Annotated in this window: 16 protein-coding genes; 4 read left to right on the top strand and 12 right to left on the bottom strand. The window is 56.7% G+C overall.

Translation table 11 applies throughout. The annotated features are described in order from the left end of the window. The 9 genes from AAAC48_RS06185 to AAAC48_RS06225 form a co-directional block, all read right to left on the bottom strand. On the bottom strand, window positions 1–326 hold a 326-nt coding region (locus AAAC48_RS06185; protein WP_340653343.1), incomplete at its 3' end, for a TrbG/VirB9 family P-type conjugative transfer protein. Then, window positions 323–991, bottom strand: coding sequence for a virB8 family protein (locus tag AAAC48_RS06190; protein ID WP_340653344.1), 669 nt, complete (start codon window positions 989–991; stop codon window positions 323–325). The genes AAAC48_RS06190 and AAAC48_RS06185, both read right to left, overlap by 4 nt. A 320-nt stretch (window positions 992–1,311) precedes the next feature. Continuing rightward, entirely contained in the window at window positions 1,312–2,232 is a 921-nt protein-coding gene (locus AAAC48_RS06195; RefSeq protein WP_340653345.1) for a type IV secretion system protein, read from the bottom strand. 113 nt (window positions 2,233–2,345) lie between these two features. After that, the gene (gene virB5, locus AAAC48_RS06200; RefSeq protein ID WP_340653357.1) at window positions 2,346–3,020 is read right to left on the bottom strand and encodes a P-type DNA transfer protein VirB5; all 675 of its coding nucleotides are present in this window, start codon (window positions 3,018–3,020) and stop codon (window positions 2,346–2,348) included. Window positions 3,021–3,037: 17 nt separating this feature from the next. Further along, window positions 3,038–5,425 carry a VirB4 family type IV secretion system protein gene (locus tag AAAC48_RS06205; RefSeq protein ID WP_340653346.1) on the bottom strand — a complete coding sequence of 796 codons (2,388 nt, stop codon included), beginning with the start codon at window positions 5,423–5,425 and terminating at the stop codon, window positions 3,038–3,040. Further along, complete coding sequence (locus AAAC48_RS06210) at window positions 5,400–5,738, bottom strand: type IV secretion system protein VirB3 (RefSeq protein WP_340653347.1); 339 nt, start codon at window positions 5,736–5,738, stop codon at window positions 5,400–5,402. Before AAAC48_RS06210 ends, AAAC48_RS06205 begins: the two co-directional genes overlap by 26 nt. A 4-nt stretch (window positions 5,739–5,742) precedes the next feature. Next, window positions 5,743–6,045 carry a TrbC/VirB2 family protein gene (locus AAAC48_RS06215; protein ID WP_340653348.1) on the bottom strand — a complete coding sequence of 101 codons (303 nt, stop codon included), beginning with the start codon at window positions 6,043–6,045 and terminating at the stop codon, window positions 5,743–5,745. 13 nt (window positions 6,046–6,058) lie between these two features. Next, window positions 6,059–6,745, bottom strand: a complete 687-nt coding sequence (locus AAAC48_RS06220) for a lytic transglycosylase domain-containing protein (RefSeq protein ID WP_340653358.1) — start codon at window positions 6,743–6,745, stop codon at window positions 6,059–6,061. A 4-nt stretch (window positions 6,746–6,749) separates the two neighbouring features. After that, entirely contained in the window at window positions 6,750–7,046 is a 297-nt protein-coding gene (locus AAAC48_RS06225; protein WP_340653349.1) for a hypothetical protein, read from the bottom strand. A 324-nt stretch (window positions 7,047–7,370) separates the two neighbouring features. On the opposite strand from AAAC48_RS06225, the gene AAAC48_RS06230 reads away from it, so the two are divergent. Beyond that, on the top strand, window positions 7,371–7,724 hold the full coding sequence (locus AAAC48_RS06230) for a MarR family transcriptional regulator (RefSeq protein WP_340653350.1): 354 nt from the start codon (window positions 7,371–7,373) through the stop codon (window positions 7,722–7,724). Between the two features lie 369 nt (window positions 7,725–8,093). On the opposite strand, the gene traA is transcribed toward AAAC48_RS06230, so the two are convergent. Then, entirely contained in the window at window positions 8,094–11,894 is a 3,801-nt protein-coding gene (gene traA, locus AAAC48_RS06235; RefSeq protein ID WP_340653351.1) for a Ti-type conjugative transfer relaxase TraA, read from the bottom strand. Between traA and AAAC48_RS06240 the strand changes: the two genes are divergently transcribed. Genes AAAC48_RS06240 through traG form a run of 3 tightly spaced genes read left to right on the top strand, consistent with a single transcriptional unit; the run spans window position 11,884 to window position 14,520 of the window. Then, the gene (locus AAAC48_RS06240) at window positions 11,884–12,336 is read left to right on the top strand and encodes a TraC family protein (RefSeq protein WP_340653352.1); all 453 of its coding nucleotides are present in this window, start codon (window positions 11,884–11,886) and stop codon (window positions 12,334–12,336) included. The genes traA and AAAC48_RS06240 overlap by 11 nt on opposite strands. 49 nt (window positions 12,337–12,385) lie before the next feature. Next, a complete protein-coding gene (locus AAAC48_RS06245) occupies window positions 12,386–12,607 on the top strand; it encodes a conjugal transfer protein TraD (protein ID WP_340653353.1) in 222 nt (73 codons plus the stop codon). After that, entirely contained in the window at window positions 12,604–14,520 is a 1,917-nt protein-coding gene (gene traG, locus AAAC48_RS06250) for a Ti-type conjugative transfer system protein TraG (RefSeq protein WP_340653354.1), read from the top strand. Before AAAC48_RS06245 ends, traG begins: the two co-directional genes overlap by 4 nt. A gap of 86 nt (window positions 14,521–14,606) precedes the next feature. On the opposite strand, the gene AAAC48_RS06255 is transcribed toward traG, so the two are convergent. Beyond that, window positions 14,607–14,906, bottom strand: a complete 300-nt coding sequence (locus AAAC48_RS06255) for a DUF736 domain-containing protein (RefSeq protein ID WP_340653355.1) — start codon at window positions 14,904–14,906, stop codon at window positions 14,607–14,609. Window positions 14,907–15,003: 97 nt separating this feature from the next. Then, window positions 15,004–15,216: a hypothetical protein gene (locus AAAC48_RS06260; RefSeq protein WP_340653356.1), complete on the bottom strand. Its 213-nt coding sequence runs from the start codon at window positions 15,214–15,216 to the stop codon at window positions 15,004–15,006. Window positions 15,217–15,704 lie beyond the last annotated feature (488 nt).

The following is a 15,704-nucleotide window of genomic DNA, read 5'->3' on the forward strand; positions in this document are numbered from 1 at the left end:
GAGCCATCGCGCCGTGTCGTTACCACGGAGATATTTGTGATCGGCTGGTTTTCCCGGGGTTTCAGAAACAGGATATTGCCTGCAGGCGCGACTTCCCAGGCGACCGTGTTACCAAGTGCCACATGCGCTATTTCTTCGTCAGAAGAAAACTCCACCTGGACTGATGAACGCAGCGTGCCGACGATCTTCGTGATGTTGTAGGGTTGGTAATTGATGAAACGGACGCGGCTGTCCTGATCCGCGCCACGTGGCACCTCCAGTGCCAGAGCCGTGGGGGGTATCGAAATGGCGGCGAAAAGCGGGCACAAGACTGTGTATCTGTTCATTGGACAGACTCCGGATCGGCCCGATACTCACTGACAGCGAAGCCGAGCGGATTAGTGAGCCGGTCGGTAGATGACATCGGGGCGTTGGTATAGGCATAGGTCAACGTCGCGACCCAATGCGTTGTCAGTACGTCGTCGTCACCCGTCACCATACGCATGTAGCGCACGGAGATAACATTTGAACTGATCAACGAGATCGACTTTATTGAGATCTTGGCCGTTGCGGTGTGGCCAAATACGTTCTGCGGCGATTGAGGATTTCCACCGCGATAGATATCGGTGAACCGTGCCTGCTCGGTTTGCGTCGACAAAAGCGCAACCGTACGAAAATTCTCTTCGGCTTCCGACCAGACATAGCCCTCGCGCGAACGGACATAGCGTGCTGCGAAATATTTCGTAACAGCCTCGTCATAGGATCCTGGCGTCGAGGTCAGGGCGGAGACGACGTCAACGATGCCGGTGGAATTGTCGACGCGAATGACAAAGGGTTCGACTGTCTTCAGCGGCGTCAGCGCGGCAACAGCAAAGACTGACAGGGCGGCGATCGTGCAGGCGACCGCCGCCGCCAACCAGGCGATGCGGGCCGACCGTTCGATCCCTATGAGCCGATCCTGATCGAAACGGCGGGCCTTATTAAAATATTCCTTCAGACTGTCGGCCGTCACAGTGGCGTCCTAACCTATAGTGCACGCGCGGTAGGATGCCGCTTCATCGAATTTGCCAAAGGGGATTGCAGTTGTAGTGTTTCCTGCGAACGCGAGCGTGCGATTGGGCTCGATAGATTGCAGTCCGGAATGCCGATCAAAGACTGGCCTATCCGCTCGTTCCCATTCCCACATCGAACGGTTGAGCGGACGCTTTGAATAACCGTCACATTTAGGGAGCGGATAGGACAACGATGCGCAGCCGCCCAATAAAGATGAAGCACAAGCCAACAAAACCACTCGGTGCATAACAAATCGACCTTTCATACGATGAGGCAGGATCAACCAGATCCTTTGTTTGAAAGCGTACGCAATACTGCTCTGATGCCACGTCCCGTGCGCTTCGTTCCCCAGGCAAGCGTGCCCTCATGAGCGTCGCGTGCCGCGCTGTAGCCATAGGTCAGCGACGCGCCGCCAACGGCGAGTGCCGAAGCGATGCCCGGTAACTGGTAGAAGACGTAGAGGGCCGCCAGGCAGATGGCGCATAACGCAATGGGACGCATCAAAACGTCGCTATAGGCCTCGATTGCCGTGAACGTCGTATCGATACTGCTGATCAGCAGCGAGCCGACCGCGACGACGAGCACCTGAAGAATGACAAAGTTTGCAAGCTGACCGATCCAGGCTTCAGTAAACCGGCGTGTCGACTGGAACATGGCAAGGGCAATGAAGACGGGTCCGATGGCAAGCATGATTGCCAGCGCCAGTCTTGCGTAAAGCGAAACAATATAGCCAATGGCCGCGACAATGAAGCTTGCGCCGATGACCAGCATACCTCCAATCCCGGTGACGATGTCCACCGGCCAGGAAGCGCGCGACCAGATATCACGGGCAGACTTCTGGCCTTTATCCAGGAGCGCGTCGAATATTGAAGCGCTGGGCTGCGTGCCGGAATTGAGTGCCTGCGACACTTCCCTCGGCAAGGTCTCGAAGAACAATGTGCTGACATAGGACTGATAGTCGCTGGCGTTCCTCACCAGCAGGAGAATAATGGCGAGCTTCATCGCCCGGAAGGCAAAATCCATGATTGGCTCCTGGATAGACCCTCTCAGGATCATGAAGCCATACAGAATGACATAGAGTGTCAATGCAGCGGTTAGCGGGCCCGTAATCCATGCGGCGATATTTGAAGTGCCCGTCGATATGAAGCCTTCCAGTGGCGTTTTGAACTGGTTATCGAGAAACGCGAAGACCGTATACATCGTTCAGCCTCCAAGCGCCTTGTTCATGCGGTCATCGGCGACCCGTCCATGCAGCGTGTACGTGCGCTCGGGCGCCCACGAGCAAACGCCAACCAGGACCCGCGAGAGCTTTCTCATTTCAAGGCAGCTCCCATTGCATCCATGCGCTTGCGCCAGTCTTCGGCCTTGCGCTGATCATCGACCTGCAACTGCGCTTGTTGGATCATCTGCAGGCCCTGCATGCGAAGCATATCGGTTTGAAGAAATGCACTTTCCGCTTGGAGACGGGCTTGAAGGTCGGCTATCTCCTTGGCGTCGCTGGCCGACGATATCTGCTGGCGCAACTGATCGATGCCGTCGATCCGCCTAGTCGCAGCCTCATACATCTGCTCACCAAGACTCACCTGCCCCGCATTACGTTTCTGCACACGCTGCAGTTCCTGTGCATAGAAGTCGTCAGCGTGCGAACGGTAGGTAGTGTTCGCCTCCAGATGCCGCGAGGCACTTTCTCCAAATACGTCGCTTCCCGAGCCCTTCAGCAGTTCTTCGATCGCCGCGAAATTGGAAGGTAGCGCCTTGCGGATCGATGGATCGTTCAGCAGGCTGGCGACATCCGCCATATTGGTCAACTTGTTCAGTGATGCATAGAGTTGCTGGGCCTCGCCAAGTTGCTGATTCAGCGTGTCAAGTTGCGCCCTGAGCTGGGTAATGCTCTCGACGTGTTTTAGGATGGCTGTATTGTCGATAACCGGAACCCCTTGCGCGTTGGCAGAACTTACGTTGAGAGCGAGAGCGGTCGCAGCCGACATTAAGCATTGGCGAAGTTTCATCCGTCTGCATTCCTTCGTGTCTGGAAAAGCGGCAACCAATCCTCCGCTCGTTCTCCCACCTGCGCCCGGATCGTGTCGGCAAGTTCGACATTTGCTGTCCGGCCGGAGAGGATGGCGAGTTCGTCGTCAAACCCTGAAAGGTTGAGTTCGGCGACGACACTGTTGTGTCCCTGCTTAACAATGAAGCGGCGGCTTTCGCTGGAAAGTTCGCGGAAGACGAGCTCGAATTCACGATCGGTCAGCTTGAAACCATCGACGTAATCGACACGGTTGCCGCGCGAATTCGGCATGAATATTTGGGTCGGGCACTGTTCGATAATGGTGTGGGCAATTGGTGAGGCGATCGCGTCGCGCGGACTTTGTGTCGCGAACAACATCAGGCCGTTCTGCTTGCGTATCGTTTTCAGCTTGTTCTGGGCAAAATCGCGGAACCCCTCATCCAAGAGAGCCTTCCAGAATTCATCGATGACAATGATGATACGACGACCGTCGACCAACTGCTCGACGCGGTGAAACAGGTAGGCCATGAGCGGCGTGCGGACTTCCTCATTGTCAAGGAAGTCGGTCATGTCATAGCCGAGGAATTTAGCGCCGATGCCTATGTCATCGTAATCGTTGTCGAACACCCAGCCGAGCGGACCTCCTCTTTCCCACCGGCGCAGCCTTACGGCGATACCCTCGGGATCGGCATTGTTCAAAAAGGTGCGTAGCGCCCCGATGCTGCGGTTATAAACCGGAAGGTCCGCGAGGCCTTCGATTGCGCCGGCGATATCGCGGAATTCGGTGGCAGAAAGTTCGCGTGTTTTGGAACCGACCAGCTTGGCAACCCATCGCGCGAGGAAAATCCGATTTTCCGGCGTCAGCTCGAGGCCAATGAGCGGTGCAAATCCGGTCGGTTCGCCGCTTTTCAGGGGGAGATAGGTGCCACCGGCTGCCCGCACAAACAGATCGGCACCCCGATCCTTGTCGAAGAAAACCATGTGCGGGTCGTGCTTTTGCAACTGCGAAAGCATGAAGTTGAGAATAACGGTTTTGCCCGATCCGGAAGGCCCGCAGACGAAGGTGTTGCCAAGGTCGCCAAAGTGGAAATTAAAATAAAAGGGTGAGCCAGATGCGGTCTTCAGCATGGCTACTGCTGGGCCCCATTCATTGCCGTCGCGCTGCCCGGTGGGATAGCTGTGAAAGGGGGAGAACGCCGCGAAATTCTTCGATGTGATCGCGCCGGAGCGAGCCCGATATCGGAAATTTCCCGGCAATTGTGCCCACCATGCCGCCTCAAGCCCGAGATCTTCGCGTGCGACGACAGTTCCACCATTGGTTAGGTGCGAGCGGGATTGTGCCAGATTGTCGGTAAGGTCTTTCATGGACGATGCAAAGACCGCGAGTGACAGGTGGTGCTCGCCGAGAACGAAGCGGTTCGACTCTAGATCGTCCAATGCGTCGTCGAGATCGTGCACTTGAGAACTGGCTTTGTCGCCGGCGCTGATCATCTGGTTCTGCTTTCGCCCCATGATGGTCCTGGCGTCCGACTTCGATGTAAAGGCAAAACTCTGCGTCAGTATCAGCTCGTAAGGTACGGTCAGCAGCCCATCGAGCATTCCAGGCCGCGTTCGAGCTGGATATTCCTTGAAGCTGAACATTCCCGCATAACGGTTTGCTCCCTCGTATCGGATTTCGATCGTCTCGCGGCCAAAGATCACCCGATCCGAGTAGATTGCCGATGAAATTCGCCCTTCGGTTAGCGGCACCGGTTCATAGCGCCCGCCGACGAGTTGATGTAGGACCTCGCTCGGTTCGGAGAAAGAAATGCCGTTTTTTTCATAGAGTGACAGCACGCGTGGCCCGAAGTGCTTGAGCCCGGCAGTTACGTCGTTGACGGCATCGTGGAGATGTTTCAGAGCTTTGTAATCGAGCTCGACACCCTCTCGCCGCGCTTTACGCAGGCGCAACATTAGCGTCGCGATTTTCTCGGCCGGGTCCTTGCCTGGGTGCCAGACCAGCGACAGATAGAGATCGTTGCGAAACAAGTCCTCGCCGGTCACGCGTTGGCGGTATCGGTTGTTCAGTCTTTCCGAGAACGCATTCCTGTAGATTCCCTGCGGATAGCTGTTGTCGCGGCGACGAATGATGTGTGTCCACAGCGCCAACCGCTCGTCGGCGATGTTGCGGTAGAGTATATTGAGATCGCGATGCAGGGCATTGAGATCGACCGTGTCGGCCGTCTCGAACGACACGCCGTCAAGCGCCACCGTCACCATCAGCGCTCTGGAATCGAGCACGATCGTTATGTTGTCGATGTGACGGACATAGGGAATAAAGATTTCCGGCTCAAGCTCTCTTGATCTGATAACGGCAGTACTAGACAAGGCCGAGGTCCCTTTCATCGTAGCGTTTTTGCAAGCGAAGCGGCGTGACTGTCGAGCCGCCCCAGAACGCACCATTTCGCGCCCTGCCCCGTGTATCGATCCAGACCATGAGAATTCGGAACATGTTGCAGTCGTGCTTGATGATGGATTTGAAGACGACGTGGAAGACAAGCCCCAGGAATGCGTAGAGAATCGATCCTGCGACGATGAACAACACCGTGGTCAGGATCAGGTTGACGCCCATGGCTTCCATCGTGACACCGGCGATCATCGCCGGGCGCGTGCAAGCCAGAAACAATGTGTCCTCCACGAGCGCTACCGCTTCAGCCATCTGATCAGCTCCCTGCGATCGTATTCACAATTTCCGTTGCACCGAAGATGATACCGATGCCGAGCACCACGAAGGCGGCCTTTCGCAGGTCGAGGTAGCCGAACATCCAGGCGATGCCGACGATGATCGTGGCAATGATCGCCAGCAGCCGGGCTACGTTGCCGGTCAGCAGATCCACGATGTTCTGGAGAACGTTCTCTATGCCCCCGGCAGATTGCGCCAGCGCAGACCCGGACATGCCAAAAGCGAGGATACCTGCCAGCAGGGCAATGGCGGCGAATGCCCTGATGCGAGCCGTCGTGGTCATGAATTGTTCTCCTCTATTGGTTGGAAAAGACTAGGACTGACGATTTGCGTCCTGGATTGAAGACGTCCCACTGCTGCGCAGCCGGCATAGTTGCAATCCACAGACTACCGGCAGATGCCGTTGGCGCTGGCCGCTTTATAGCGGTGTCCGACGTCTCGGTGTTCGCAACGGTGAGTTCGCGCGTTGGAAGCGGTTGGCCTTTCCCTTCACGCAGTATGAGTGAACGAAGTTTTGGCGCGAGCCGCTTTTTCTCCTCCGCGATGCGGCGCTCGTAACCGACCATTTGCCCGATAGACGCGTCCCCCTGCCCATAATAGGAGCGCAGCATCGCGACCTCGGCGTTGGAAGCGCTTGCTCCTGCGTTGATTGCCAACTGGTAGTAATTATTCAGAAGCGTCGCTGTTGCTTTAATGTTGAGGCATGGCTCGAAGGCATCCGAAACAGTGAGCCCGAGCCTCCGCAATTCGGAGGAGTTCAAACCGCCGAGGCCGAGATCGAGATTCTGGCCCTGTTCGACCAGCATTGTTGCCAACTCGATAGCCTCGGCCTTGGTCTGCGGTTGATCGGTCAGCGGATAGCCGGTGTTGATGCGAATGGCCAAGGGAGAGAAAGCACTTTCGATGCTTGTTACGGCTGCGATCGTCTCGATCGCCAATGTTGGCGCACAGGTTTGGGCGAGATCGGCGAAAACAATCGGCATCGCGTCAGTACCAGATGCGTTGTCTGCCCACGCCATCGATGGTCACATCGACGAAGTGTGGCTTTTCACGTCTGCTCGGGCGCTGCGTCACGTAAGCCTTGCAGACTGCGAGGTCACCCTCGCGTGCCCAGCGTGCCGAGATGGAGCTTGAATCTCCTGCAGAGCCGCTACCGCGGCAGATGGCGTTTCTCACCGTCTGGCGCTCGACCGAGACGCAAGCGGCTTCGCGGCGTTCGCCGCCGTAACGAGAAACCAGTCGGTAGCCGTCATGGCAGTAATATGGTTCATAAGCCGGACGCAAGACTTTGACGCCAGCGCCTGTGCAGACGGGAAAGGAGTATCCCTTGGCTAAATGCGTCCAGAGCTTTTCGATAGGAGGCCGACATTCAGCAAATTGTGTCGCTCCACCCGGATTTGAAAGACACAAGACGACCTGGCATCCCCAGCTGTCAGCACGCGCAATATTGATCGGAATAAGGTATTGTGCTCCTAGTGGAACAACTGCACACAAAGTCAAAGAAGCTGCCCTTTTCATGGCCAATCGACCTCTCTATTTCCCAGTGATATGGTGTATCGGAGTTCATTCTAGCCTCATTTAACTGACTAATACAGGACAATATAAAAAATGCCAAGCCCTTTTGACAGCCACTGGCACAGCCTGTCGTTTGCAGCAATGATCTTACGGGAGATTATGGACAATCCTCTCGAAAACGAGACGGCGTCGTCCAGGCTGAAGCAAATCGGATTGATGAGCGTATTGTACTATATGCATCTTGGTAACAAGCAGCTCACCTTGGCAAATATTACTGAAGAGACAGGACTTACCCGTGGCGGCGTATATGAAACCGTCGAATTCCTGATCAAGCGCAACCTGTTGAACGAGACGGAGATTAAAAATTCGATGGGGCGCGGCAGGGCGCGCCAGTTCACCATTCCGACCGCTATTTTTGAGCGAATTCGTCACTTCGAAGGAGCTTGAATACGATGACGGCGCTTCAACAGGCTCAATTGAGTCCCCTGATTAGTCCATGAAACTGTACAGTTTGAATCAGTATATTGTCATCGCAACGATCAGTCTTTCGTGCACGCTCCATCGGTCGTTGAATAAATCCAACACTTTGTTTGTGACTCAAACCTAGGAGCAATGCCCGCAGTTGCCGCGTCTTTCCGATCGTTCAACCGTCGATCAGCGGACGCCATCAGTGCAGTGTGATAGCCGCCCTCGTTCCTCTTCAGTGCGGGACGGAGCCTATCTGCCACATCCCGTTTGCGACAACTGCGCAAAGGCAGTCAACATGCTCAGCGGCATCAAACAAGTCCACGCCTATAGGCAGCAAGGACCTTCACGTTAAGGTTCGATCCCGCGTGAACGACCTATCGCTCGCGTCCGCCGCTCGCTGTTGATCCGGTGGGCTGTATCTACGGCGACGGCCTTTTGCACAGCACGAAGCCGTTCGCGCATTGCTTTAAAGCCTGCTCTTTGCTCCGCTGGCACCATGTTAATCACCCTTTTTTCATTGTATTCGATAGCCCCTCGGCCAAATCGCGAGTCGAGTGCAGTATTGATCCGGGCAAACTCGGCCCTGACGCTTGGCGAAACCGAAAGAACCTGAGCTTCAAATGCCTTCGGTTCTTTGTCCAGCGTCTCCGTCAATCGCGCTAATGCAATCTCGGCCTTGAGCGACAGCGCAGGAACTGCGACAGCCATGCGGGCGCGCTCGTTTTTAATCAATTCTATCTCGCGAGCGCGAATCCTGTTCCAGGTCTGTGCGAGGGCACGTGACGCCCTGGCTGCTTCCCTTGCGGCCGCGAGCGCTTCTTTCCGTTCTCTGCCCGCCGCTGTGATCCGATCGACAAGACGGGCGGAGCCGCGCAATACCCCGAAAGCAGTGGGGTTTCCCGCAACTAAAGTTGCGAGGCGCGAGGGATCGGTGCCGCTGAACGCTTTCTCTTCAATCCCCGCCACGGCTGCCGGTGCATCGCGCCAGATGTAGGAGGCGGCGGCGGCAAGAGCGTCACGGTCGGTTCGGTATTGCTGCGAGGCGGCGACACGGCGAATTGCTTCCTCTTCAGCCCGTGTGGAGAACATCGCAACAGCGGGAAGCATGAACGTCTCCTTCGTCTCTGCGTGTGCACGAAGCTTTGCCTGCTGAACGGACGACGCCTCAACCTGCTCAGCATTCTCCCGTGACAGACCGAGCGCCCGGGCTGCCCTCCCCCATAATTGCGACAGGTGCCCCCGCTCCCCGACAATCCATGCCACCTGCCGGGCAAGTGCATCTTCGATGGCAGGGACGATGTCGAGCGCCCGCGCGATACCGCGCCGTTCGGCAAATTGGCGAATAAATGCAAGAAACCCCGCCTCACTATCGAAATCGAGCGTAGTGGTCTTCTCTCCTGATCGACCGAGACGCGCGACAAGTTCGGCAAAGACGGCCGGAAGTTTCGCTGCAGGGTATTTATCGTCTCGACCAGAGATAAGACCATGTTGACGTTTTTTGATCAGGACCGCGCTCCATATGTTACGCTCGACCTCACGGTCCTCGAAACGCCTGACACCTGTTACCTTGTCGAAGACAGGGACAGATTTCACAACGGTTTCGGTTCCATCTCTGGCCAATGTAATTGTGTCGCCGGTTTCGATGTTGCCTTTCGCCAGAGCGGCCGGAAGATTCACGCCCCACAGACGATGAACCGCTCCAGTCATCGTTTTAAGGTCGACATAAGGCGTCGGATCAACATCCGGGTCGTTGCGGTAACGCATAAGGCCGTTTGCTGCGAGCACGCCGGTAATGCCAGCAGCATAGTCGACACGCCGCTTACGAAACGGCCGCGGCTGGAAATCTTCACTTGCCGCGTAGAGATCTGCACGATCGCGATGGCGGGACATGGCAACATAGGTCAAATGCCGGTCCATGCCGGCCGTCGCTAGCACAAACGTCCGCCTAACCGTCGATCCCTGGCTCTTGTGAATTGTAACCGCATAGCCGTGATCAACATTGCGATAGCTCCCTGCGGAGAACGTCACATCCCGGCCACCGTCAAGACGGACAGTCAGGAGAGTTTGGCCTTTCTCGTCCTTAGTCGAAATAATTGTCCCAAGCATACCGTTTCTCACGTTCTGTGCGCCCATGTGCTGTGCACGGGCTTCCACAAAGCGGGCGTTTTCAAGAAAGATGATGCGGTCGCCAATGGCGAATTCCCGCCCTCCCCGCTCCGTCAAAAATGTCTGGCTCTGATGGAGTTCGTCGCGCGCTTTCCGTACTCTTCGGATAGCTTCGTTGAGCGCCTTGACGTCAGCATTGGTGTGAGCGAGCACCAGGAACTCGTCGCTCAGTCCCATTCGATCTTCAACTACAGCTTTTGAGGCAATGGACCAATCGGAGACAATGCGTTCGACCGCGGCAACACGCGTATCAGTCTGTATGATATGACCGTGCTCGCTATATCGCGCCAGTGCATCCTCTACTTTGCCAAGAGCGAACAAACGGGAGGCATGGCGAGCCCATAGCTGACTTTGACGCCGAACACCGATGAGTTCGGCGAAACCGATACGTTCGATGATGGCGCGAAAGGGGGCCCCGGCCTGAATTGGCTGGAGTTGCATCGGATCACCGACGAGAACAACTTTCGCGCCAGCGTCCTCGACAATTTTCAAGACCCGCCCCATTTGATCGGATGCGATCATGCCTGCCTCGTCGATGACCAAAATGTCGCCCTTCCCAAGACTTTCACGACCATTCATCCAGCTCAACTCCCAGGAAGCGAGCGTGCGTGCCAAGATTCCGGAACTTGTCTCAAGCGATTCCGCTGCCTTGCCGGCAAGAGCCGCTCCGATAACGCGTCGTCCCTTCGCGGTCCAGGCAACATTGGCGGCTTCCAGAAGCGACGACTTGCCGGCGCCAGCAAGTCCGACAATTGCCGCAATGGCAACGTCGCCGGTGATGTGTCGGACGGCGTCGGCCTGCTCGGCATCGAAGTGAAACCGTCGCTCGGGCACGCGGTTCTCCACATATGCAATAGCGCGGGAAACCGCCCTCGCCGAAACACCGAACCCACGCCTCTTGGCAAGAGCAAGCGCCGAACGCCCCATTGCGACTTCGGTACGAAGCAGCTTGCGGGTGGTGAATACCGCCGGCTCGATAACCCTACCCGTCTCAGGCTGCCGATGTGCCTCACGCAGAGTCACCAATTCTTGCGATATCATTATCCTCGCGTGGATATTGGCAAAGACCCCTGGATCATCAACGTGCCTGTGCAAGGCACGGGCGATGTCGCTTTCACCGAAGGTCGAGCGTTCGTAGGAAATCTGTTTCAGCAAAAGCTCTGGGTTGTCCGAAAGTCGATCCGCCACGGCGGACCTATGCGCCAACTCGGCTGGTGGCTGGAATGCATTGCGACCATCGCGGACAAGTGCTGCGCGCGCTGGACCCAAATGGCGCGTCGCCAGCCCTTCCAAACCTTGCTCGGTGTATGATCTCCCGTCGATCCTAACATCATGACCTGCGAGCGCCAGATGTCGGTTCGTAGTTTCTGACCAGGCGAGTTTCCATTCCTTGAGAATTTGCGCGTCACCGGCCCACTGCCGATAAATGATCTTTCCATTTGGTCTATCAGGCGTCACGACACGCAGCGGTTGGCCATCCTTGCCGGCGACCGCAACCTTCTTCCGGCCGAAACCGTCCTTTGTCAGGGGCCGCAATGTCGTCATCACATGGATGTGGGGATTGTTGCCAACGTCGTGATAAACCCAGTCGGCGATCATGCCGTGCGCGGTGAGATTGCGCACTATAAATTCGCGTACCAGTGCAATGTTCTCACAGCGCGACAGTTCCTGCGGCAGTGCGAAGATCATTTCGCGGGCAAGCTGGGCATCCGCCCGTTTTTCGAAAACATCCACCGCATTCCACAATGCTTCGCTGGCTCCTGCAACGGTACGACCGTCGATCGCCGCACGAAGCCATACCGGTGTATCGGGGGGAAGTGCCAATTCCTCATGAACGAGTTCTGAAGCCGCACCGTCGTAACGGAACCCGGTTCCTGCCTGTTCGTCCATCATGCGGGTGCGGTGGCGATAGGCGGCCGCCGAGACGATACTGCGCCCCGCTCCCCGACTAATGATTTGGGCTCTGACGAACATGATCGCCATGCCTTGTCACACCCTCCAGAACCACGTCGCGCAAGCGACGTATATTGCGCCCTCAAACAGATCGGCGGTTTCGCCGATGCACGGTTTTCGGGATGCACCCTGCCGGGCGCTGACCGGCGCGCAAGCCAAGACTTGCGCGCCTGCTCAATTTTTACTAACTTATATAAGACAGTTAAATGACAACAGAGCAAGGATTGTAACGATGAGCAACCGCCTTCCACGTCGAAAATCGACCGTTTCTGAAATTGACGCAGAAATCGAACGATTGCGAGAGCGTCGCAAACAAGTCCTTTTGAGAGAAAACGAGCGCTTCGCCCGGGCCGCAATCAAAGCCGGACTGGCCGACCTCGCGATTTCCGACGATGCGCTCGATGCTGCGTTCCAAGAGATCGCTGCGCGATTTCGCAAGAGTGCCATCGTCGTGGGCGCCAAATCCGCATAAGCGGCTCCAGCAGCGATTGCTTCGGCTTGAACGCAGAAGGAGGCGTTACATGTCAGATGAACGCAAGCGCGACACGCGTGAGAAGATCGCACTCGGTGGTCTTATCATAAGGGCGGGCCTGCGCAATGCAGACCGCGCCTTTCTGCTCGGCGTCCTCGTCCAGGCAAGCCAGATTGCGCCGGGTACGCCAGCGCATTCCCGGCTGTCGGCGATTGGTCGCGAGGCTTTTTCAACTCCAACAAGAAGCAAGGAATTGGAACCACCGAAATGATCAGGAAGCCACGTTTCAATCAAGCGCTGCTTGTCAATGTCGTGCCACTCGTGGTCACTGCTTTGACGATGTATGTGACGTCCACCAAATGGCCGGGTTTGGCGCAGCAGTTTGGTGAACCTGCCTCGTATTGGTTCCTGCGTTTCGCACCCTTACCCGATTTCACCTTCGGCACCTTGTCGGGGCTGATTACCGTGGCTATGCTTCCCCTCCACCGTCGTAAACCGGTTGCGTTGGTCAGCGTCCTGACATTCTTCGGGATGGCCAGCTTTTACGGAATGCGTGAGTTCATCCGCCTATCACCCGCTATCCTGCAACAAGGCATCCCATGGATTGACGCACTTTCCTATCTCGACGCCTTCGCGGCCGTCGGTACGATTGCGGGTTTCGCAATTGTGGCGGTCACAGCACGCATTTCGATCGTAATATCCGACCCGGTCAAGCGCGCGCGAAAGGCTGCCTTTGGCGACGCCGACTGGATGAGTATGTCGCAAGCCGCCAAGGTGTTTCCAACAGACGGCGAGATTGTCGTTGGCGAGCGTTATCGGGTTGATCGTGGGATCGTCAAAGATGTCCCGTTCGATCCTGCAGATAACATGACATGGGGCCGTGGCGGCGCTGCTCCGCTCCTCACCTATCAACAGGACTTCGATTCCACTCACATGTTGTTCTTCGCCGGATCTGGCGGCTTCAAGACAACAAGCAATGTTATACCTACGGCCCTGCGATATAGTGGCCCTCTCGTTTGTCTTGATCCATCGACAGAAGTTACCCCCATGGTCGTCGAACATCGACGCGCCAGACTTGGCCGCGATTGCAAAGTGCTTGATCCTTCAAATCCTATTTCCGGCTTTAACGTCCTGGACTGGATCGAAACGTCAAACAGTAAGGAGGAGGATATCGTTGCGGTTGCACATATGCTTTTGTCAGAGAGCGCGCGCATCGAGACATCGACAGGTTCCTACTTTCAAAATCAAGCGCACAATCTCCTGACCGGGCTCCTGGCACATGTCATGCTTTCCCCTGAATATGCCGGACGGCGTAATCTTCGCAGCCTGCGCCAAATCGTCTCCGAGCCCGAGCCATCTGCTCTGGCCTTACTGCGGGACATACAGAATAGCTCCCAAAGCGACTTCATTCGGGAAACACTTGGTGTCTTTACCAATATGACGGAACAGACATTTTCGGGTGTCTATTCGAGCGCCTCGAAGGATACGCAGTGGTTGTCGCTTGGCAATTATGCCGCTCTCGTCTGTGGCGACGCGTTCACATCGCGCGATATTGTTGACGGTGAAGTCGACGTGTTCCTAAATATTCCCGCTTCGATCCTGCGCTCCTACCCAGGCATCGCACGTGTCATCATTGGCTCGCTGATCAACGCCATGACACAGGCCGATGGCAACTTCACCCGTCGCACTCTCCTCATGTTAGACGAGGCCGATCTCCTCGGTTACATGCGCGTGCTTGAAGAAGCCCGTGATCGGGGGCGCAAATATGGCGCGACGCTCATGCTGATGTATCAGTCGGTGGGCCAACTGGAAAAACACTTTGGCCGCGACGGTGCGATCTCGTGGATCGACGGCTGCGCGTTTGCAAGTTACGCTGCGATCAAGGCGCTCGACACGGCGCGTAACGTTTCCGCTCAATGCGGCGAGATGACTATAGAAGTCGAGGGTCACACACGAAATGTCGGCTGGTATTCCGCCAGCGGGGGCGCGCGCAAATCTGAGAGCGTAAATTTCCAGCGCCGCCCGCTCATCATGCCGCACGAAATTACGCAGACGATGCGTAAGGACGAGCAGATCATCATCATTCAGGGCCATGGACCACTGCGCTGCGGGCGTGCGATCTATTTTCGGCGTAAGGATATGCGCGATTGCGCAGCAACAAATCGTTTCTTCAAGAACCGGTAGGGGCGCCTCAATCTGCTTTTGGAGCTGCTGGGGTGACCTGGTTTGAAGGCTGGCGCCCCGCCGGTGGGCAGAGCGCCGTTGCCCGGTTATCGCGACCAGATGAGCTTGTGTTCGCCCTTGTCGCCCTGGATCAGCGACGCGTAGACCGGAGCGGTGAAGGACGGGTCATCAAGCGTCAGCGAGAGATATTCAGCGCCCGTTTCTCGAGCCGTCTTGCTCCAGCCGGCGCCAAATTCGACGGCGCCTGCGGTGACGCGGAAGTCGGGAGCCTTGTCATTGTCGCGGTCGCAGGGCTTGATGCTTGCCTTGACGTTCAGCGTGAGGGTCTTGATGCTGCCGGTGTAGGCGCCGTTTTCATCGCGGGTGAAGGTGCCAATCTGTGCCATTGTCGTATCTCCTGACTGTTGTTCGAAGCCGCCCGATGCGGCCTCGTGGCGGTCATGAGGCGACAGACCGGGCGACTGCACCCCTCGGGCCGCAGCGTCAGCGAAGGACGGCGGCAGCCGAGCTTGTTGTCTCGCGAGGAATGCGGCAGAGCCGCAGGGGAAGAAGGTCGGTGTAGCCGTTGCAGGCAAAGGCCGGATAGGCGCCAGACCAGCCCCGAAGAGAGGCCGTATCGGCGCTTCGCCAGCGATGTCTGGCGAGATCGACGTCGGCAATCGGCACGTCCGAGATGAGTGCGGTTTCACCAGCCATTTCCCGCAATTGAACCTGAGGTCTGAGCCCATGACCTGATCCGCGGCGATGCGCGCATCAACCTCATATCCGGTCGCCATCATGCGGCTGCACCATAATCCCGCTTTCGGCGGCAGATGCTCAGGAGGACGATACCATTCTCGCTGACGGCTTGTTTGGCCAGACCGCGATGCGGTCGCCCACCCGGCTCCGGCGAGCTGATCAGGCCTCGGCCGAACTGGAATACGACGACGTTGTCATGAGCGGAGCACGACGCCCTCAATCACTACACCGGCGCTGACATATTTCCAGAGTCGGACGCAGCAGTGTCTTCGCCAGTATTCCATGCTCCTTCGCGTAACCCGGTGTAATCCTTATTCCGACTGTCTGTTAGATTTGGCAGCTGCATATCCGGCATTTGCTACAATCTTGTGCCCAGGTTTACTCAGCACCATCTACATTGGCCCAAGATCGCGAGGCCACGAAACTCGTCGAAACCGGGAAAATCC

Source organism: Phyllobacterium sp., from assembly GCF_037994405.1.
Classification (GTDB): Bacteria; Pseudomonadota; Alphaproteobacteria; order Rhizobiales; family Rhizobiaceae; genus Phyllobacterium.